Origin of the sequence: Streptomyces sp. PsTaAH-137 (genome assembly GCF_003259365.1) — a bacterium.
Classification (GTDB): domain Bacteria; phylum Actinomycetota; class Actinomycetes; order Streptomycetales; family Streptomycetaceae; genus Streptomyces.
Window position 1 is genome coordinate 58385 of the sequence record NZ_QLLY01000027.1, and the last position, 19672, is coordinate 78056.

The following is a 19672-nucleotide window of genomic DNA, read 5'->3' on the forward strand; positions in this document are numbered from 1 at the left end:
GCCCGTCCGGCGGTACTCCTCCGATGCCCTTCAGGGCCTTCACTGTCATTCAAGAGTTGAACACAACTGGGCTCTGCTGTGCCCAAAAGTTCACAGCACCCCAAGTATTGACTTCGAAACTTGAACGCATAGTCTCTGCAACGTTGCTTTTACCTTCAGGTGGTGAGCCGCGTCATCGTGTGCGCCACTGGAAGGGCTCTCGCCCCCACCCCCGGCAGTGAAGCCGGTGGCCCGAGGAGTACACGTGACCGATACAGCGGCACCCAGTTCCGGAGCCCGGGACGCTCAGCCCGAGCATCTGGGCCATGTCATTTTCATCGCGGCCGCGGCCGCGATGGGCGGCTTCCTGTTCGGCTACGACAGTTCCGTGATCAACGGCGCCGTCGAGGCCATCCGCGACCGGTACGACATCGGCTCCGCCGGGCTCGCACAGGTGATCGCCATCGCGCTGATCGGCTGTGCCATCGGTGCCGCCACCGCGGGGCGGATCGCCGACCGGATCGGGCGGATCCGGTGCATGCAGATCGCGGCGGTCCTGTTCACCATCAGCGCCGTCGGCTCGGCGCTCCCCTTCGCCCTGTGGGACCTGGCGTTCTGGCGCATCATCGGTGGCTTCGCCATCGGTATGGCCTCGGTGATCGGCCCGGCCTACATCGCCGAGGTCGCCCCGCCCGCCTACCGCGGCCGGCTCGGCTCCTTCCAGCAGGCGGCGATCGTCATCGGTATCGCCATCTCCCAGTTGGTCAACTGGGGTCTGCTGAACGCGGCGGGCGGTGACCAGCGCGGCAAGCTGATGGGTCTCGAGGCCTGGCAGGTCATGCTCGGCGTCATGGTGATTCCGGCCGTGCTCTACGGGCTGCTGTCCTTCGCGATCCCGGAGTCGCCGCGCTTCCTGATCTCGGTGGGCAAGACCGACCGGGCGAAGAAGGTTCTCGAAGAGGTCGAGGGCGACAGGATCGACCTCGACGCGCGCGTGAGCGAGATCGAGAACGCCATGCGCAGCGAGCACAAGTCGAGTTTCAAGGACCTGCTCGGCGGCAGCTTCTTCTTCAAGCCGATCGTCTGGATCGGTATCGGTCTGTCGGTCTTCCAGCAGTTCGTCGGCATCAACGTCGCGTTCTACTACTCGTCGACGCTGTGGCAGTCCGTCGGCATCGACCCGTCGGACTCGTTCTTCTACTCCTTCACGACGTCGATCATCAACATCGTCGGTACGGTCATCGCGATGATCTTCGTGGACCGGATCGGCCGCAAGCCGCTGGCCCTGATCGGTTCCGTCGGTATGGTCATCGGTCTCGGCCTGGAGGCGTGGGCGTTCTCCTACGACCTGGTGGACGGCAAGCTGCCGGCCACGCAGGGCTGGGTGGCCCTGGTCGCGGCCCACGTGTTCGTCCTCTTCTTCGCCCTGTCGTGGGGTGTCGTCGTCTGGGTCTTCCTCGGCGAGATGTTCCCGAACCGGATCCGTGCCGCCGCACTGGGCGTGGCCGCCTCGGCGCAGTGGATCGCCAACTGGGCGATCACCGCGAGCTTCCCGTCCCTGGCCGACTGGAACCTGTCGGCGACGTACATCATCTACACGGTGTTCGCCGCGCTCTCCATCCCCTTCGTGCTCAAGTTCGTCAAGGAGACCAAGGGCAAGGCGCTGGAGGAGATGGGCTGACCCGCCCGCTCCCCGCACGACCCGGGGAGACGGCTTCTCATCCCCCGCCGCCGTCTCCCCGTCGACTCCGCCGCCTCCGGTCCTCCGGGGGCGGCGCCGTCGTTCCGCGGATCACCGGACCAGCACGCCGCCGCCGATCTCCGGCGCCGTACGGCAGCTCTCTCGCCGTCCGATTACGGACGAAGACTTACACCAGCAGGCTCATCCCCGCAGTGCACCACCCGCGGCCGCGGCTCAGCCACCGGACATCGCCGGGATGACCTCCTCCGCGAACAGCCGCAGGCTGCGCCAGCCCTCCTCCAGGGGCATGCCGCCCGACAGCGGGTGCAGTACGTAGTTGTCGAGGCTCTGCGCCACGCACTCCGCCGGCGTGAGGATCCGGTAGACGCCCTCGGCGCGCAGTTCGTCGACGGTCGAGGCCGCCGACTTCACGGCCGACTTGATGTCGCCCGACTGCCAGGACGCGTACGTGCGGGCCTCGTGCAGGAAGTGCTTGCCGTACTCGGCCCAGCTGCGGTCCGGGTCCTCGGAGAGGTGCAGCAGCGGGGTGGTCTCCGTGGGCATCATGGTCCAGCCCTCGGTCCCGTACTCGACGAGCTTCTCCTTGTAGTACGTCTCAAGCTCCGGGAGGTGCGCGCTCGGGAAGAGCGGCAGCCCGAGCCGGGCCGCCCGGCGCGCGGCCGCCTGCGAGGAACCGCCGACCAGGAGCAGGGGATGAGGCTGGGTGAACGGCCGGGGAGTGACCCGGACCCGGCGCCCGCGGAAGGTGAACTCCTCGCCGGACCAGGCCTTCAGCAGCGTCTCCAGGAGTTCGTCCTGGAGCTTGCCGCGCCGCTTCCACTCCACGTCGAACTGCGCGTACTCCTCGGGCCGGTAGCCGATCCCGGCGACCGTCACCAGGCGGCCGCCGCTGAGCAGGTCCAGGACGGCGATGTCCTCGGCGAGGCGCAGCGGGTCGTGCAGCGGGCCGATGATCGCGGAGACCGTGACCGCGATCCGGCGGGTGGCGCCGAGGACCGCGCCGGCGAAGGTGAACGGCGAGGACAGCCAGTTGTTGGCGACGCCGTGGTGCTCCTCGGTCTGCACGGTGTCGATGCCCCGCTCGTCGGCGTACACCGCCATCTCCACGGCCGCCTGATAGCGGGCGCTGAGCGACTCCGGCGTGCCGTCGGGGTCGACCAGATTGAACCGTACGACGGAGACAGGCATGGAAAAGTCCCCCTTCAGCGGGCTCGGGGCTCGGGCTCGGGTGAAGGGGGACGGTAGCTGACGCTGCGTCAGATAGCCATGGTCTCGGGCTCCCGGGGTGCTTCGTCGGCGGCGTCCGGCGCTGTGGTGGTGTCCGCCGGCTTCGGCAGCGCCAGGTAGAGCAGGCCCGAGACGACGATCGTGACGATCCAGCCCAGCCCGTACTCCCCGATGAAGTTGTTGCCGGCCAGCGGGCCGGAGAACCAGTCCGACGAGGTGAACAGCAGCCCCGCAGCGAGACCCGCCGCCCAGGAGACGACGGCGGCGGGGGAGAAGCCGCCCTTGTACCAGTAGGCGCTGGTGCGGGTGGTGTCGAGCATGGCCGCCGCGTCGTAGTGCTTGCGCGTGAACATGTCCGCGCCGAAGACGCCCACCCAGGCGGAGAAGGCGACCGCGAGCAGCGACAGGAAGGCGATGAACGAGCCCATGAAGCTGGTGGCGACCAGCATCAGGATGCCGCCGAAGACCAGCGAGATCACCGCGTTGACCGAGACGGCCCAGTGGCGCGGGATCTTGAACCCGAGGGTCTGCGCGGTGAAGCCGGCCGAGTACATCGACATGGCGTTGATCAGCAGCATGCCGACCAGGGAGATCAGCAGGTACGGCACCGCGATCCAGGTGGGCAGCAGCTCACCGAGGAAGGAGACCGGGTCGGAGGCCGAGGCCAGGTCGGGCGTGGAGACCGCCATGACGGCACCCATCAGGACCATGGGCAGCACGACGATGCCCGCGCCGCCGATGGAGGTCCCGACGATCGCCCGGGAGGAGGCGGTGCGCGGCAGGTACCGGGTGAAGTCGGGGGAGGACGGGATCCAGCTGACGCCGCCCGCGGCGATCATGCCGATGCCCGCGACCATCAGGGAGGTCTGCCCGGCGGGCCGGCCGAAGACCGCGGACCAGTCGGTGTCGACGATCAGATAGACCAGCACCAGGACCGAGAAGAGGCCGAAGAGGTACGTCGCGTACTTGTTGCACTTCTGTACGGCGTTGATGCCGAGTCCGGAGATCACGAACGTGGCGACCACGAAGGCGAGCAGGGTGACGATCACCAGGACGTTGTTCTTCTTGATGTCGAACAGAATGCTGAGGATCGTCAGGACGGCGTAGGCGCCCGTCACCGCGTTGATCGTCTCCCAGCCCCAGCGCGCGATCCAGATCAGTGAGCCGGGCAGCAGATTGCCGCGCTGGCCGAAGACCGCGCGGGACAGCGCCATGCCGGGAGCGCCGCCGCGCTTGCCCGCGATGCCGATCAGGCCGACCAGGCCGTACGACACGATGGGCGCCGCGATCGCGACGACGAGGGCCTGCCAGAAGTTGAGCTTGTACGCCACGACGAGGCTCGCGCCCATCGTCAGCAGCAGGACGCTGATGTTGGCGCCGACCCAGGTCGGGAAGAGGTCGCGGGTCTTGGCGGTGCGCTCGGAATCGGGGACGGGCTCGAGGCCGCGTGTCTCCAGGGCGCCTTCGGATGCGGCGGTCTTGCTCATGGCGGTGGGGCTCCGTGCCTCTCGCTCGGCTCCGACGGGGACAGGAGAGCCGGTGGGGGAGTGGGGGGCGAATCGATCTCGATGGACTCTACGCGCGTTGACGCGACCTCTTCCATCGTACTTTAGTCCGAGTAATGCCCTCCAGGGCACTTTGTCCTTTGGAGGAAGCGACGAGAACCGCCCCGGTCAGGGCCCATGACTGATACTGGACGGGTTATGGAAATCGTCATCCTTGCTGTAGTCATCGCCGTGGTCGTGATCGGCGCGGTCAGCGGGCTGGTGGTCAGCGGTCGCAAGAAGAAGCAGCTGCCGCCTCCTCCCCCGTCGGCCCCCGACATCACCGCCGCCCCGCCCGCCGAGCCGCACGTAGGCGACGAGGCCGAGACGCCGCGCGACGAAGCGCGGCGCACGATCGAGGAGGTGGACCTTCCGGTCACCGAGGAGCCCGCGGCTCCTGTGGTGGTCGAGGAGCCCGCCGCTCCCGAGGTCGAGGTACCGGAGCCGACCGCGGGCCGCCTGGTGCGGCTGCGCGCCCGGCTGTCGCGCTCGCAGAACGCGCTCGGCAAGGGGCTGCTCACGCTCCTGTCGCGCGAGCACCTCGACGAGGACACCTGGGAGGAGATCGAGGACACCCTGCTCACCGCCGACGTCGGTGTGCAGCCCACCCAGGAGCTGGTCGAGAACCTGCGCGAGCGCGTGAAGGTCCTCGGCACCCGCACCCCCGAGGAGCTGCGCGGCCTGCTGCGCGAGGAGCTCCTCAAGCTGCTCGTTCCCGAGTTCGACCGTGCCGTGAAGACGGACTCGAACCTGGATACGCCGGGCATCGTGATGGTCGTCGGGGTCAACGGCACCGGCAAGACCACCACCACCGGCAAGCTCGCGCGCGTGCTCGTCGCCGACGGCAAGAACGTCGTGCTCGGCGCCGCAGATACGTTCCGCGCCGCCGCCGCCGATCAGCTGCAGACCTGGGGCGAGCGCGTCGGCGCCCGCACCGTGCGCGGCCCCGAGGGCGGCGACCCGGCGTCCATCGCCTTCGACGCCGTGAAGGAAGGCATCGAGGCGGGCGCGGACGTCGTCCTCATCGACACCGCCGGCCGGCTGCACACCAAGACCGGCCTGATGGACGAGCTCGGCAAGGTCAAGCGCGTCGTGGAGAAGCACGCGCCGCTCGACGAGGTCCTGCTCGTGCTCGACGCGACGACCGGGCAGAACGGCCTGGTCCAGGCCCGCGTCTTCGCCGAGGTCGTCGACATCAGCGGCATCGTGCTGACCAAGCTGGACGGCACCGCCAAGGGCGGCATCGTGATCGCGGTCCAGCGCGAGCTGGGCGTGCCGGTCAAGCTGATCGGCCTGGGCGAGGGCCCGGACGACCTGGCCCCCTTCGAGGCCGAGGCGTTCGTGGACGCGCTGATCGGCGAGTAATCGATTCGGCGCCGCCGACACGGAGAGTGCGGGGAACTGCGGAGACGCGGTTCCCCGCACTTTTCTCTGTACGGGCTTCTCTGTACGGGCTTTTCTCTGCGCGGGCTTTTCTCTGTGCGGGCCGGCCGGAGGCCGACCCTAGGCGCAGGGCGACCGGTGGGCCACGTACGCCAGTGCGCCCAGCAGCAGGCGGGCCTGCGGTGGCTGTGTCGCGGTGTCCAGGGACGGGGCGCGCAGCCAGGTGGCGGGGCCGAGGCCCGCGCGGTCCGACGGCGGGGCCGTGATGTGCTCACCGGCGCCGAGCGCGTGCAGGTCGAGGGAGGCGCCGTCCCAGCCCATGCGGTAGAGCAGGGTCGGCAGTTCGGCCGCGGCGCCGGGGGCGACGAAGAAGTGCGCGCGGCCCTCCGGGGTGGCGACGACCGGGCCGAGGGGGACGCCCATGCGCTCCAGCCGGATCAGCGCCCGGCGGCCCGCCGCCTCGGGCACGTCCAGGATGTCGAAGGCGCGCCCCACGGGGAGCAGCACCGCGGCGCCGGGGAACTGCCCCCAGGCCGCCGTCACCTCGTCGAGGGTGGCGCCGGCCGGGACGAAGGCGGCCGGGTCGAGCGGATGGGCGCCGGGGGACTGGCAGTCCGCCTTGCCGCAGGAGCAGACGCCGCCCGCGGCGCGCGCGCCGGGCACCACGTCCCAGCCCCAGAGCCCGGTGAACTCCGCCACGGTGGTGCAGTCAGAAGCGCGGCCGGACGCGCGGCCCCGGCGTCGTGTGCCGGAACGCATCTCGCGAATGCCGCCGATCGTGAAGCCCATGCCCCCTCCAACAGGTCCCGCGCGCCGGTGGTTACGCGACGGATACGGATCGTGACCCGATGCACACGCCGCTTGGTCGGGGCGGCGGTGAGCCGCATCCGGGGTGGTGCGCCGCGAGGTCACGCGCCCCGGCGCACTACGCTCCGCCCATCTCCGGCTGTCCTATGTCAAGTGAATCGTGTGTGAGCGCAACTGAGTTCATTCGAAGGGGTGGCGAATGGTGGCGTTTCCGGGTTCGCCCTCGCGAGAGGGGTGATCGTAGGATTACTTTCAGTGCGCGAACCCTCGGGGTACATGCACCCGTGGGTATGCCGGAGGCAAGCCGGATTCCTGTTCGAGGAGTGACAACTGCCGGACGGGAAGCCGTAGTTGACGGCATCCTGGTAGTGCTTGCTGACAACTTGCTGACAGTGAGTGGCCGACAGGGCTTTGGCGTTGGGCGTCTCGGACGGCGGGCGTCTCGGACGGCACGGATCGCTTGACGACAGAGATCGCGTAGATGGCTTCAGGGAATGGGGGCGTTCCAGTGGGCGGCAGCGGCGGCAGCGTGGCGAACGCGGAGAAGCGCCCGAACGAACTGCTCAACTCGTGGTTCCTGCGCAGTGGCTGGTCGAAGGGCGAGCTGGCCCGCCAAGTGAACCGGAGGGCCCGCCAGTTGGGGGCCAACCACATCTCGACGGACACCTCACGGGTGCGCCGCTGGCTCGACGGGGAGAACCCGCGCGAGCCGATCCCCAGAATCCTCAGCGAGCTGTTCTCCGAGCGTTTCGGCTGTGTCGTCGCCGTCGAGGACCTCGGCCTGCGCGCCGCCCACCAGGCCCCCTCCGTCTCCGGCGTCGACCTGCCGTGGACCGGACCGCAGACCGTCGCGCTCATCGGTGAGTTCTCGCGCAGCGACCTGATGCTCGCGCGCCGGGGCTTCCTCGGCAGTTCGCTCGCGCTCGCCGCGGGCCCCGCCCTCATCGAGCCGATGCAGCGCTGGCTGGTGCCCACCCCCGGCGCCGGGTCGAGCCGCGCCGACCAGGAGACCGTCGCGCACCGCAGGGCGAACCGGCTCTCGAAGCCGGAGCTGGACCTCCTGGAGTCCACCACCGTCATGTTCCGCCAGTGGGACGCCCAGTGCGGCGGCGGGCTGCGCCGCAAGGCGGTCGTCGGCCAATTGCACGAGGTGACCGACCTCCTCCAGGAGCCGCAGCCCGAGGCCACCACCAAGCGCCTGTTCAAGGTCGCCGCCGAACTGGCGGAGCTGGCCGGCTGGATGAGCTACGACGTGGGGCTCCAGCCCACCGCCCAGAAGTACTTCGTGCTCGCCCTGCACGCCGCAAAAGAAGCGGGCGACAAGCCGCTGGGCTCGTACATTCTCAGCAGCATGAGCCGCCAGATGATCCATCTCGGCCGCCCCGACGACGCGTTGGAGCTCATCCACCTCGCCCAGTACGGCAGCCGCGACTGCGCCAGTCCGCGTACCCAGGCCATGCTGTATGCGATGGAGGCCCGCGCCTACGCCAACATGGGGCAGCCCGGCAAGTGCAAGCGGGCCGTGCGCATGGCCGAGGACACCTTCACCGACGCCGACGACTGGGACGAGCCGGACCCCGACTGGATCCGCTTCTTCTCCGCGGCCGAACTGCACGGGGAGAACAGCCACTCGTTCCGCGACCTCGCCTACGTCGCCGGCCGCAGCCCCGCCTACGCGTCGATGTCCGAGCCGCTGATGCAGCGGGCCGTCGACCTGTTCGGCCAGGACGCCGAGCACCAGCGTTCCTACGCGCTGAACCTGATCGGGATGGCCACCGTGCACCTGCTCCAGAAGGAGCCGGAGCAGGCGACCGTGATGGCCAAGCAGGCCCTCGGCATCGCCCGCAAGGTCCGCTCGGAGCGGGTCAACACCCGTATCCGCAAGACCGTGGACACCGCCGTCCGCGACTTCGGCGACCTCGCCGAGGTCATCGATCTCACCGACCTGCTCGCCGCACAGCTGCCCGAGACCGCCGAAGCGGCGGTCTGAGCACCTCCGAGAACCCCGGCCGCGACCGGCCCGTCCCGAAACAGCCCGACTCGGCTCCCCCGCGCCAGGTCATCGAGGACGGCGGCCGCGGCCGGTCCATGTCCACACCGTGACCGTCGCTTGGTTGCGCCACGATAACGATCGGCAAACCCGTCATCCGGCAGTTCATGGACGCGTAACACCCACGACCTCTTCGTCACTGCGGCGAAACATCGAGGGGCACCCACGGAAACCGGCCTGCGCCAATCTCATGGCTCATAACCGGCCCACCCCTCATGTGACCGCTCAGGCTTCGCCCGCACGGGGCCGTACCAACGACGAGGAGACGCCGATGGCACCAGCCGCCATCACGCTCGCCGCAGAAGCGCCCAAGCTCTCTGCCGCGAACACAGGCTTCATGCTGATCTGTTCCGCCCTGGTGATGCTCATGACCCCGGGCCTGGCCTTCTTCTACGGAGGCATGGTCCGCGTCAAGAGCACCCTCAACATGCTGATGATGAGCTTCATCAGCCTCGGGATCATCACGATCCTGTGGGTGCTGTACGGCTTCTCCGTCGCGTTCGGCACGGACAAGGGGTCGCTCTTCGGCTGGGACGGCGACTACGTCGGACTCAGCGGGATCGGGCTGACCCAGCTCTGGGACGGCTACACCATCCCGGTCTACGTCTTCGCCGTCTTCCAGCTGATGTTCGCCATCATCACGCCCGCCCTGATAAGCGGCGCCCTGGCCGACCGCGTCAAGTTCACCGCCTGGTCGCTGTTCATCGCGCTGTGGGCCACGATCGTCTACTTCCCGGTCGCGCACTGGGTGTGGGGGACCGGCGGCTGGGCCTTCGACCTCGGCGTGATCGACTTCGCCGGCGGTACGGCCGTGCACATCAACGCCGGTGCCGCGGCGCTCGGCGTCATCCTCGTCATCGGCAAGCGCGTCGGCTTCAAGAAGGACCCGATGCGGCCGCACTCGCTGCCGTGGACGATGCTCGGCGCCGGTCTGCTGTGGTTCGGCTGGTTCGGGTTCAACGCCGGCTCCTGGCTGGGCAACGACGACGGCGTCGGCGCGCTGATGTTCGTCAACACGCAGGTCGCCACCGCCGCCGCGATGCTCGCCTGGCTCATCTACGAGAAGCTGCGCCACGGCGCGTTCACCTCGCTCGGCGCCGCCTCCGGTGCCGTCGCCGGTCTCGTCGCGATCACCCCGTCCGGTGGCGCCGTCTCGCCGCTCGGCGCGATCGCCGTCGGCGCCATCGCCGGTGTCCTCTGCGCCATGGCCGTGGGCCTCAAGTACAAGTTCGGCTACGACGACTCGCTCGACGTCGTCGGTGTCCACCTCGTCGGCGGCATCGTCGGCTCGCTCCTGATCGGCTTCTTCGCCACCGGCGGCGGCCAGTCCGACGCGCAGGGCCTGTTCTACGGCGGCGGCCTCACCCAGTTCTGGAAGCAGTGCGCCGGTGTCGGCGGCGTCCTCGCCTACTCGCTGATCGCCTCCGCGATCCTCGCCTTCCTCATCGACAAGACCATCGGTATGCGGGTCAGTGAGGACGACGAGGTCACGGGCATCGACCAGACCGAGCACGCCGAGACCGCGTACGACTTCAGCGGAGCGGGCGGCGGCGCCGCGGCCCGTAGCTCCGTGCCGGCCCCGGTGGCCCAGGAATCCAAGAAGGTGGACGCATGAAGCTCATCACCGCGGTCGTCAAGCCGCACCGGCTCGACGAGATCAAGGAAGCCCTCCAGGCCTTCGGCGTCCAGGGGCTGACCGTGACCGAGGCCAGCGGCTACGGCCGTCAGCGCGGACACACCGAGGTCTACCGTGGAGCCGAGTACACCGTCGACCTGGTGCCCAAGATCCGGATCGAGGTCCTGGTCGAGGACGACGACGCCGACCAGCTGATCGACGTCGTGGTGAAGGCGGCGCGGACCGGCAAGATCGGTGACGGCAAGGTCTGGGCGGTCCCCGTCGAGACGGCCGTGAGGGTCAGGACCGGCGAGCGCGGACCGGACGCGCTGTAAGAGCCTTACCGGCTGGCACAAGGACGGGAGTCGCTGGGTGACGAGTGTGAACGACGTACGGACCGAATCATCGGACGACAAACCCAGCGGCTACGCGGCGGCCCGGCTGCGTCTCCTCCAAGGAGGAGCGCAGTCCGGGCCGCCGCGCCGTTCGGCCCTCGCCGAGCTGACCGACGACTGGCTGACCGGACTGTTCGGCCAGGGCGCCCAGGGCGTCTCGCTGGTGGCCGTCGGCGGCTACGGACGCGGTGAGCTCTCCCCGCGCAGCGACCTCGATCTGCTCCTGCTGCACGACGGCACCGCCGACCCCGGCGAGATCGCCGCCCTCGCCGACCGCGTCTGGTACCCGGTCTGGGACCTGGGCCTCGCCCTCGACCACTCGGTGCGCACCCCCGCCGAGGCCCGCAAGACCGCGGGCGACGACCTCAAGGTGCACCTCGGCCTGCTCGACGCCCGGCACATCGCGGGAGACCTGGGCCTGACGGCCGGACTGCGCACCGCGATCCTCGCTGACTGGCGCAACCAGGCGCCCAAGCGGCTCCCGGAACTGCGCGAGATGTGCGAGGAGCGTGGCGAACGCCAGGGCGAACTGCAGTATCTGCTCGAACCCGACCTGAAGGAGGCGCGCGGCGGCCTGCGCGACGCGACGGCGCTGCGGGCCGTCGCCGCCTCCTGGCTCGCGGACGCCCCGCGCGAGGGGCTCGCCGACGCGCGGCGCCGACTGCTCGACGTACGGGACGCGCTGCACCTGACCACCGGCCGCGCGACCGACCGGCTCGCTCTCCAGGAGCAGGACCAGGTCGCCGCCGAACTGGGCCTGCTGGACGCCGACACCCTGCTCAGACAGGTGTACGAGGCTGCGCGCACGATCTCGTACGCCAGTGACGTCACCTGGCGCGAGGTCGGCCGGGTCCTCCAGTCGCGTGCCGTACGGCCCCGGCTGCGCGCCATGCTGAGCGGCGGGAAGACGGCGCCGGTGGAGCGCTCGCCGCTCGCCGAGGGCGTCGTCGAGATGGATGGCGAGGCCGTGCTCGCGCGGGCCGCGAAACCCGACCGCGACCCGGTCCTGCCGCTGCGCGCCGCCGCTGCCGCGGCCCAGGCGGGGCTGCCGCTGTCGCTGCACGCGGTGCGCCGGATGGCCGCGGCCGCCCGGCCGCTGCCCACTCCCTGGCCCGCGGAGGCCCGCGAACAACTCGTGACGCTGCTCGGCGCCGGCCGCTCGACCGTCGACGTGTGGGAGGCGCTGGAGGCCGAAGGGCTGATCACCCGGCTGCTCCCGGACTGGGAGCGGGTGCGGTGCCGGCCGCAGCGCAACGCCGTGCACACCTGGACCGTCGACCGGCACCTGGTCGAGACGGCCGTCCGCGCGAGCGAGCTGACCCGCCGCGTCGGCCGCCCCGACCTCCTCCTCGTCGCGGCGCTGCTGCACGACATCGGCAAGGGATGGCCCGGCGACCACTCGGTCGCGGGCGAGATCATCACCCGGGACGTGGCCGCGCGGATCGGCTTCGACCGCGCCGACGTGGCCGTGCTCTCCTCGCTCGTCCGGCACCACCTGCTGCTCGTAGAGACCGCGACGCGCAGGGACCTGGAGGACCCGGCGACCGTGCGGGCCGTCGCCGACGCGGTCGGCTCGGTCGGCACCCTCGAACTGCTGCACGCGCTCACCGAGGCCGACGCCCTCGCGACGGGCCCGGCCGCCTGGTCGTCCTGGCGAGGGTCCCTCGTCACCGACCTGGTCAAGCGGGTCTCGGCGGTGCTCGCCGGGGACGAGCCCCTCGATCCGAACGCGGCCGATCCCACGGCCGAGCAGGAACGGCTCGCGGTGGAGGCGTTCCGCACCGGCGGGCCCGTGCTCTCCCTGCGCGCGCAGACCGAGGCCGCCCCCGACCCGGCCGAGGGACCCGAACCGCTGGGCGTGGAACTGCTGATCGCCGTACCGGACCAGCCGGGCGTGCTGCCCGCCGTGGCCGGGGTGCTCGCCATGCACCGGCTGACCGTGCGCACGGCCGAACTGCGGTCGCTGACCCTGCCCGAGGGCGTCGAGGGGGCCGTACTGCTGCTGAACTGGCGGGTCGCCGCCGAGTACGGCTCCCTGCCGCAGGCCGCCCGGCTCCGCGCCGACCTCGTACGGGCCCTCGACGGGTCCCTCGACGTCGCGTCCCGGCTCGCCGAGCGGGACGCCGCCTATCCGCGGCGCCGGGGCGTGGTGGCACCGCCGGCCCGGGTCGCCGTGGCATCGGCCGGATCCCGGCTCGCGACGGTGATCGAGGTACGGGCCCAGGACGCGCCGGGGCTGCTGTTCCGGATCGGGCGCGCACTGGAGGAATCCGGCGTCCAGGTGCGCTCGGCGCATGTGTCGACGCTGGGGGCCAACGCGGTGGACGCGTTCTACGTCACCGGGGTCGACGGGGCGCCGTTGCCCTCGGAGGAGGCGGCGTCGGTGGCGAAGGGGCTGGAGGGGGCGCTCCGAGGGTAGGCGCGGAGTCCAAGCCCCTCCGGCGATCGAGGAGCGGGGTCCGGGGCGGCGCCCCGTGGCCCGCGCCCCGTCGCGCCGCACTCGTGCGACCGGGCCGCAGACCCAGCTCGCGCGGCCCGATACCCTGGAGGGCGACCTGTCCGTACAGCCCACCGACCCGAGGATTCGCGACCGCCGTGTTCGACACTCTTTCCGATCGCCTCGCAGCGACATTCAAGAACCTCCGCGGCAAAGGCCGGCTGAGCGAAGCGGACATCGACGCCACGGCCCGCGAGATCCGTATCGCGCTGCTCGAGGCCGACGTCGCCCTGCCCGTCGTCCGCGCCTTCATCAAGCAGGTCAAGGAGCGCGCGACCGGCGCCGAGGTCTCCCAGGCGCTCAACCCGGCCCAGCAGGTCATCAAGATCGTCAACGAGGAGCTCATCGGCATCCTCGGCGGCGAGACCCGCCGGCTGCGCTTCGCCAAGACCGGCCCGACCGTGATCATGCTCGCGGGTCTGCAGGGTGCCGGTAAGACCACCCTGGCCGGAAAGCTGGGTCTGTGGCTCAAGGCCCAGGGCCACTCGCCGCTGCTCGTCGCCTGTGACCTCCAGCGGCCGAACGCCGTGAACCAGCTGAGCGTCGTCGCCGAGCGCGCCGGCGTCGGCATCTACGCCCCGCAGCCGGGCAACGGCGTGGGCGACCCCGTCCAGGTCGCCAAGGACTCCGTCGAGTACGCCAAGTCCAAGGTGTACGACGTGGTCGTCGTCGACACCGCCGGTCGCCTCGGCATCGACCAGGAGCTGATGCAGCAGGCCGCGGACATCCGCGACGCCGTCAGCCCCGACGAGGTCCTCTTCGTCGTCGACGCCATGATCGGTCAGGACGCGGTCAACACGGCCGAGGCGTTCCGTGACGGCGTCGGCTTCGACGGCGTGGTGCTCTCCAAGCTCGACGGTGACGCGCGCGGTGGTGCGGCGCTCTCGATCGCCCACGTCACCGGCAAGCAGATCATGTTCGCCTCGAACGGCGAGAAGCTGGACGAGTTCGACGCGTTCCACCCGGACCGCATGGCGTCCCGCATCCTCGGCATGGGCGACATGCTCACGCTGATCGAGAAGGCCGAGCAGACCTTCTCGCAGCAAGAGGCCGAGAAGATGGCCTCCAAGCTGGCCTCCAAGAAGGGCCAGGACTTCACGCTCGACGACTTCCTGGCGCAGATGGAGCAGGTCAGGAAGATGGGCTCCATCTCCAAGCTGCTCGGCATGCTGCCCGGCATGGCGCAGATGAAGGACCAGATCAACAACCTCGACGAGCGCGACGTCGACCGCACGGCCGCCATCATCAAGTCGATGACCCCGGCCGAGCGCGCCGACGCCACGATCATCAACGGCTCGCGCCGTGCCCGTATCGCCCGGGGTTCCGGCGTCGAGGTCAGCGCGGTCAAGAACCTGGTCGAGCGGTTCTTCGAGGCCCGCAAGATGATGTCCCGCATGGCCCAGGGCGGCGGCATGCCGGGGATGCCCGGGATGCCGGGCATGGGCGGCGGCGCAGGCCGCACCAAGAAGCAGCCGAAGAAGGCCAAGGGCAAGCAGCGCTCCGGCAACCCGATGAAGCGCAAGCAGCAGGAGCAGGAGGAGGCCGCCCGCCGCGCGGCCGCCGCCGAGTCCGGCGGCGCGCTCGGTCTGCCCGGCGCCGGCCAGCAGGACAAGAACTTCGAGCTCCCCGACGAGTTCAAGAAGTTCATGGGCTGACCTGCCCGTACGCGCGCGCGAAGGGCCCGGAACCGGATCGGTTCCGGGCCCTTCGCGCTGCTCCTCCCGGCTGGCGGCCCGTCCTGATCTGTGCGCTGATGGGCCCAAGGACCAAGGATCAAGGACCAGGGCAGCCGGCAGGAGGGACCAGGCGTGGCGAACCCAGTACCCCCGCGCGACCGCACCGATCAGCCCTGGCGTTCCGAGGGCGCGCCGCCCCCGCCCCCGCAGCCGCCGCCCAAGCGCAAGATGCCCGGCGGCTGGGGCGGCCTCATCCTGACGGCCCTGATCGTCTATCTCATCGCCAACCTGGTCCTGTCCTTCTTCAACCAGGGCGACGAGCCGACCATCTCGTACACCGAGTTCAGCAAGCAGGTCGCCAGCGACAACGTCACCAAGATCTACGCCAAGGGCGACGCGATCCAGGGCCAGCTCAAGAAGGAGCAGCCCACCCCGGACGACAGCGACAGCCGGGCCAAGAACTACACGAAGTTCACGACGCAGCGGCCCTCCTTCGCCGACGACGACCTCTGGGCGAACCTGGAGAAGCACGACGTCACGGTGACGGCCGAACCGGTCGTCCAGGAACGCAGCTTCCTGTCCAACCTGCTCATCTCCCTCGCCCCGATGCTGCTCCTCGTCGTGCTGTGGATCTTCATCGCGCGCCGAATGAGCCAGGGCATGGGCGGCGGCGCGGGCGGCATGCTCGGCCGCAAACAGCCACCGAAACCGGTCGAGCTGGAGCCCGGCAAGAAGCGCACCACCTTCGACGACGTCGCAGGGATCGACGAGGTGGAGGGCGAGCTCAACGATGTCGTCGACTTCCTCAAGAACCCCGACGCCTACCGCGCCATGGGCGCCAAGATGCCGGGTGGCGTGCTCCTCGCGGGCCCGCCCGGGACCGGTAAGACGCTGCTCGCGCGAGCGGTCGCGGGGGAGGCGGGCGTCCCGTTCTTCTCGGCCTCCGCCTCCGAGTTCATCGAGATGATCGTCGGCGTCGGCGCCTCCCGGGTCCGCGAACTCTTCGCCGAGGCCCGCAAGGTCGCGCCGTCGATCATCTTCATCGACGAGATCGACACCATCGGCCGCGCCCGTGGCGGCGGCTCCGGCATGGGCGGTCACGACGAGCGCGAGCAGACCCTGAACCAGATCCTCACCGAGATGGACGGTTTCTCCGGCTCCGAGGGCGTCATCGTCATCGCCGCCACCAACCGCTCGGACGTCCTGGACCCGGCCCTGACCCGGCCGGGCCGCTTCGACCGCATCGTCAACGTCTCGCCGCCCGACCGTGACGGCCGCGAGTCCATCCTCAAGATCCACACGCGGCAGATCCCGCTCGCCGACGACGTGAACCTCGCGCAGGTGGCCCGGACGACACCGGGCATGACCGGCGCCGAACTCTCCAACCTCGCCAACGAGGCGGCTCTCCTCGCCGTCAAGCGCAAGCAGAAGCAGGTCACCCAGAGCGACCTCTCGGAGGCGCTGGAGAAGGTCCAGCTGGGCGCCGAGCGGCCGCTGGTGATGCCCGACGAGGAGCGCCGCCGCACCGCGTACCACGAGAGCGGCCACGCCCTGCTCGGCATGCTGCAGCCCGGCGCCGACCCGGTCCGCAAGATCACGATCGTGCCGCGCGGCCGCGCCCTCGGCGTCACCCTGTCCACGCCCGACTCCGACAAGTACGCGTACACGGAGGAGTACCTCCGGGGCCGCATCATCGGCGCGCTCGGCGGTATGGCGGCCGAGCAGGTCGTCTACGGGGTCGTCACGACCGGCGCGGAGAACGACCTGGAGCAGGTCACCAACATCGCCCGCGGCATGGTCGCCCGCTGGGGCATGAGCGAGAAGGTCGGCCGCCTCTCCGCGCTGCCGAACGACGCCCAGCAGGCGTACGGGCTCGCCGCCGCCCCCGACACCCTGGACACGATCGACGGCGAGATGCGCCGCATCGTGGACGAGTGCTACGAGGAGGCGTGCCGCAAACTGCGCGACCACCGCGACCAGCTGGACGCCCTGGCGGCGGCGCTCCTGGAGAACGAGACCCTGGAGGAGGCCGACGCCTACCGGGTCGCCGGCGTCACCCGGTTCACCAAGGACTGACCCGCCCGCACGCCTCAGACGGTACGGGCGATCAGATACCGGAAGACATTGGGCATCCACACCGTGCCGTCCCTGCGCACGTACGGCTGGAGCGCCTCCGTCACCTCCTTGTCGACCTGGGTCGGGTCCGTCGCTCCGACGGCTGCGTCGAACAGACCGGTGGACAGCAGCCCCTTCAGCGCGCTCTCCGTGTCCGCGTACCCGAAGGGGCACGCCACCCGGCCGGAGCCGTCGGGCCGCAGTCCGGCCCGCTGGGCGACCTCCTCCAGGTCGTCGCGGAGGGCGGGGCGCCAGCTGACCGCGGTGCGCAGCGGATCGGCCAGTTTCGTCGCCACCCGCAGCACGGACGACGCGGTGCAGCGCTCCGGAGGACCCCAGCCGACCAGCACGACGGCGGAGCCCCGCGCGGCCAGCGGCGCCGCGCTCTCCAGGAGCGCCGACAGTCCTTCCGAGTCGTCGGCCGTGCAGCCGATCGGTTCGAACGCGGTGATGATGTCGTACGGCTTGTCGCCGGGCGCGGCCACGACGCTGTCGTCGCTGCCGTCCGTGAGCCGGGTCCGCGGCCCGCGCCGTCCTGACCAGGCCTCGGGCAGCAGCCGCTCGCGGGCGAGCGCGAGCCGCTCGGGTTCGCCCGACTCCACGCCGGTCACGACGGCGCCGCGGGACGCGGCCATGAGGAGGGCGAGACCGGAACCGCAGCCGAGCCCCAGGAGACGGGTGCCGGAGCCGACTTCAAGCCGCTCGTACACCGCTTCGTAGAGCGGGACCAGCATTCGTTCCTGGATCTCCGCCCAGTCACGCGCGCGTGCGCACAGGTCCGCGCGCGGCACGGACGCCGCGTGGGGCAGGTGCCGCTGCACGAGCGTAGGAGTCATGGAAAGTTCCCCAATTCGCCGAGAGATGCCGAGAGTTGTCGCCGATACGTGTCGTTGTCGCGTCCTGCTCGCGCTCCCCCCGTATGCCAGAAAACTCCGCATCGTCCGCCACGTCTAGGGGGTGTCGGGCAGGCGTACGGACAATGCGCGCGTGCACCGTCGTGCGCCCCCCGACGGTCATATGACGGGTGCACGCCTGGGCATACGGGCGAAAAGGATTCCCGTGCTCCGCAGTCATCGCCGTAGCATGCGCGCCATGCCCAAAGCACCCGTTCTCACGCCCCAGGCGGAAGACTTCCCGCGCTGGTACCAGGACATCGTCGCCAAGGCCGAACTGGCGGACAACGGACCGGTGCGCGGCACGATGGTCATCCGACCGTACGGCTACGGCCTGTGGGAGCGGATGCAGCAGGACATGGACGCGCGCATCAAGGAGACCGGCACGCAGAACGCGTACTTCCCGCTCCTGATCCCGCAGTCCTACCTCACCAAGGAGGCCGACCACGTCGAGGGCTTCGCGCCCGAACTGGCCGTGGTCACCCACGGCGGCGGCAAGGAGCTCGAGGAGCCCGCCGTCGTCCGCCCCACCTCCGAGATGATCGTCAACGACTACTTCGCCAAGTGGATCCAGAGCTACCGCGACCTGCCCCTGCTCATCAACCAGTGGGCCAACGTGGTCCGCTGGGAACTGCGGCCCCGGCTCTTCCTGCGCACCACGGAATTCCTCTGGCAGGAGGGCCACACGGCGCACGCCACCTATGAGGAGGCGCGCGACTTCGCGGCGCGCATCCACCGGCACGTGTACGCCGACTTCATGGAGAACGTGCTCGCCATGGACGTCGTTCTCGGCCGCAAGACCCCGAAGGAGCGCTTCGCGGGCGCCGTCAACACCCTGACCCTCGAAGGGATGATGGGCGACGGCAAGGCCCTCCAGATGGGCACCAGCCACGAACTCGGCCAGAACTTCGCCAAGGCGTTCCACACCCGGTACCTCTCCAAGGAGGGCAGGCAGGAACTCGTCTGGCAGACCTCCTGGGGCTCGACGACCCGCATGATCGGCGCCCTGGTGATGATGCACGGCGACGACAACGGCCTGCGCGTCCCGCCGCGCCTCGCGCCCACCCAGGTGGTCGTCCTCGCCGTGAAGGACGACGCCGCCGTGCTCGCCAAGGTGCGCGAGATCGGTACGTCGCTCAGGGCGGCCGGCATCCGGGTCCACGTCGACGACCGCACGGACACCCCCTTCGGGCGCCGCGCCGTCGACTGGGAGCTGAAGGGCGTGCCGGTCCGCGTCGAGGTCGGCCCGCGCGACCTGGAGAACGGGACCGCGATGCTGGCCCGCCGCATTCCCGGCGGCAAGGAACCGGTCGCGATCGACGGGCTCGCCGCCCTGCTGCCCAACGTCCTCGAAGCCGACCAGGCACTCCTGCTGCGGCAGTCGCGCGAGCGCCGCGAGTCCCGGACGACCGACGTGACGACGGTCGACGAGGCCATTGAGGCGGTGACGGCCGGCGGCTGGGCCCGCATCCCGTGGGCCACCCTCGGCGAGACGGGCGAGGCGAGGCTCGCCGAGCACGCGATCTCCGTACGGTGCCTGCTCACGGCGGACGGGGCGGTGCCGGACGCGGACGACGCACCGGGTAACGTCGCCCTCGTGGCGCGCGCCTACTGAGGTCCTTCGAACCGGCCGAGGCCGAAAGTGACCCTTGCGCATCCGGCGTCCGGTGCGTAGATCCGCCTACGCGCCGGGGCGTACGTGACGCTACGCACCACCTTGGTGCGAGCTGTGCTTCTTCTCCGCAGATCAGCGCACCCGCCCTCGTCAGGACGCATCAGCGGCAACTGA

At 70.3% G+C, this 19672-nt stretch carries 13 protein-coding genes; 9 read left to right on the plus strand and 4 right to left on the minus strand.

All coding sequences use genetic code 11. The features are described 5' to 3' along the window. Positions 1-244 precede the first annotated feature (244 nt). Positions 245-1660 carry a sugar porter family MFS transporter gene (locus tag K377_RS37895; RefSeq protein WP_111668191.1) on the plus strand — a complete coding sequence of 472 codons (1416 nt, stop codon included), beginning with the start codon at positions 245-247 and terminating at the stop codon, positions 1658-1660. Positions 1661-1894: 234 nt separating this feature from the next. Here K377_RS37895 and K377_RS37900 read toward each other — a convergent pair whose 3' ends face one another. Both K377_RS37900 and K377_RS37905 read right to left on the minus strand, forming a co-directional pair. Next, the gene (locus K377_RS37900) at positions 1895-2869 is read right to left on the minus strand and encodes an LLM class flavin-dependent oxidoreductase (protein ID WP_111668192.1); all 975 of its coding nucleotides are present in this window, start codon (positions 2867-2869) and stop codon (positions 1895-1897) included. Between the two features lie 68 nt (positions 2870-2937). Then, entirely contained in the window at positions 2938-4395 is a 1458-nt protein-coding gene (locus tag K377_RS37905; RefSeq protein ID WP_111668193.1) for a cytosine permease, read from the minus strand. 216 nt (positions 4396-4611) lie between these two features. Between K377_RS37905 and ftsY the strand changes: the two genes are divergently transcribed. Beyond that, positions 4612-5817 (plus strand): signal recognition particle-docking protein FtsY, encoded by a 1206-nt coding sequence (gene ftsY / locus K377_RS37910; RefSeq protein ID WP_111668194.1) that lies wholly within the window; start codon positions 4612-4614, stop codon positions 5815-5817. A gap of 138 nt (positions 5818-5955) precedes the next feature. Here ftsY and K377_RS37915 read toward each other — a convergent pair whose 3' ends face one another. Further along, positions 5956-6624 (minus strand): bifunctional DNA primase/polymerase, encoded by a 669-nt coding sequence (locus K377_RS37915; RefSeq protein WP_111668195.1) that lies wholly within the window; start codon positions 6622-6624, stop codon positions 5956-5958. Between the two features lie 499 nt (positions 6625-7123). Between K377_RS37915 and K377_RS37920 the strand changes: the two genes are divergently transcribed. The 6 genes from K377_RS37920 (at position 7124) to ftsH (ending at position 16951) form a co-directional block, all read left to right on the plus strand. Continuing rightward, positions 7124-8632, plus strand: coding sequence for a hypothetical protein (locus K377_RS37920; protein WP_111668196.1), 1509 nt, complete (start codon positions 7124-7126; stop codon positions 8630-8632). A 331-nt stretch (positions 8633-8963) separates the two neighbouring features. Then, the gene (locus tag K377_RS37925) at positions 8964-10307 is read left to right on the plus strand and encodes an ammonium transporter (protein WP_111668197.1); all 1344 of its coding nucleotides are present in this window, start codon (positions 8964-8966) and stop codon (positions 10305-10307) included. After that, the gene (locus K377_RS37930; RefSeq protein WP_111668198.1) at positions 10304-10642 is read left to right on the plus strand and encodes a P-II family nitrogen regulator; all 339 of its coding nucleotides are present in this window, start codon (positions 10304-10306) and stop codon (positions 10640-10642) included. The genes K377_RS37925 and K377_RS37930 overlap by 4 nt, the downstream gene beginning before the upstream one ends. A gap of 37 nt (positions 10643-10679) precedes the next feature. Next, positions 10680-13121, plus strand: coding sequence for a [protein-PII] uridylyltransferase (locus K377_RS37935; protein ID WP_111668199.1), 2442 nt, complete (start codon positions 10680-10682; stop codon positions 13119-13121). Positions 13122-13297: 176 nt separating this feature from the next. Beyond that, on the plus strand, positions 13298-14854 hold the full coding sequence (gene ffh, locus K377_RS37940) for a signal recognition particle protein (RefSeq protein ID WP_111668200.1): 1557 nt from the start codon (positions 13298-13300) through the stop codon (positions 14852-14854). Positions 14855-15007: 153 nt separating this feature from the next. Continuing rightward, positions 15008-16951 carry an ATP-dependent zinc metalloprotease FtsH gene (ftsH, locus tag K377_RS37945; RefSeq protein WP_111668201.1) on the plus strand — a complete coding sequence of 648 codons (1944 nt, stop codon included), beginning with the start codon at positions 15008-15010 and terminating at the stop codon, positions 16949-16951. A gap of 14 nt (positions 16952-16965) precedes the next feature. Here the strand turns inward: ftsH and K377_RS37950 are convergent, their stop codons facing one another. After that, a complete protein-coding gene (locus K377_RS37950) occupies positions 16966-17826 on the minus strand; it encodes an SAM-dependent methyltransferase (protein ID WP_111668202.1) in 861 nt (286 codons plus the stop codon). Positions 17827-18082: 256 nt separating this feature from the next. On the opposite strand from K377_RS37950, the gene proS reads away from it, so the two are divergent. Further along, a complete protein-coding gene (gene proS, locus K377_RS37955; protein WP_111668231.1) occupies positions 18083-19498 on the plus strand; it encodes a proline--tRNA ligase in 1416 nt (471 codons plus the stop codon). Positions 19499-19672 lie beyond the last annotated feature (174 nt).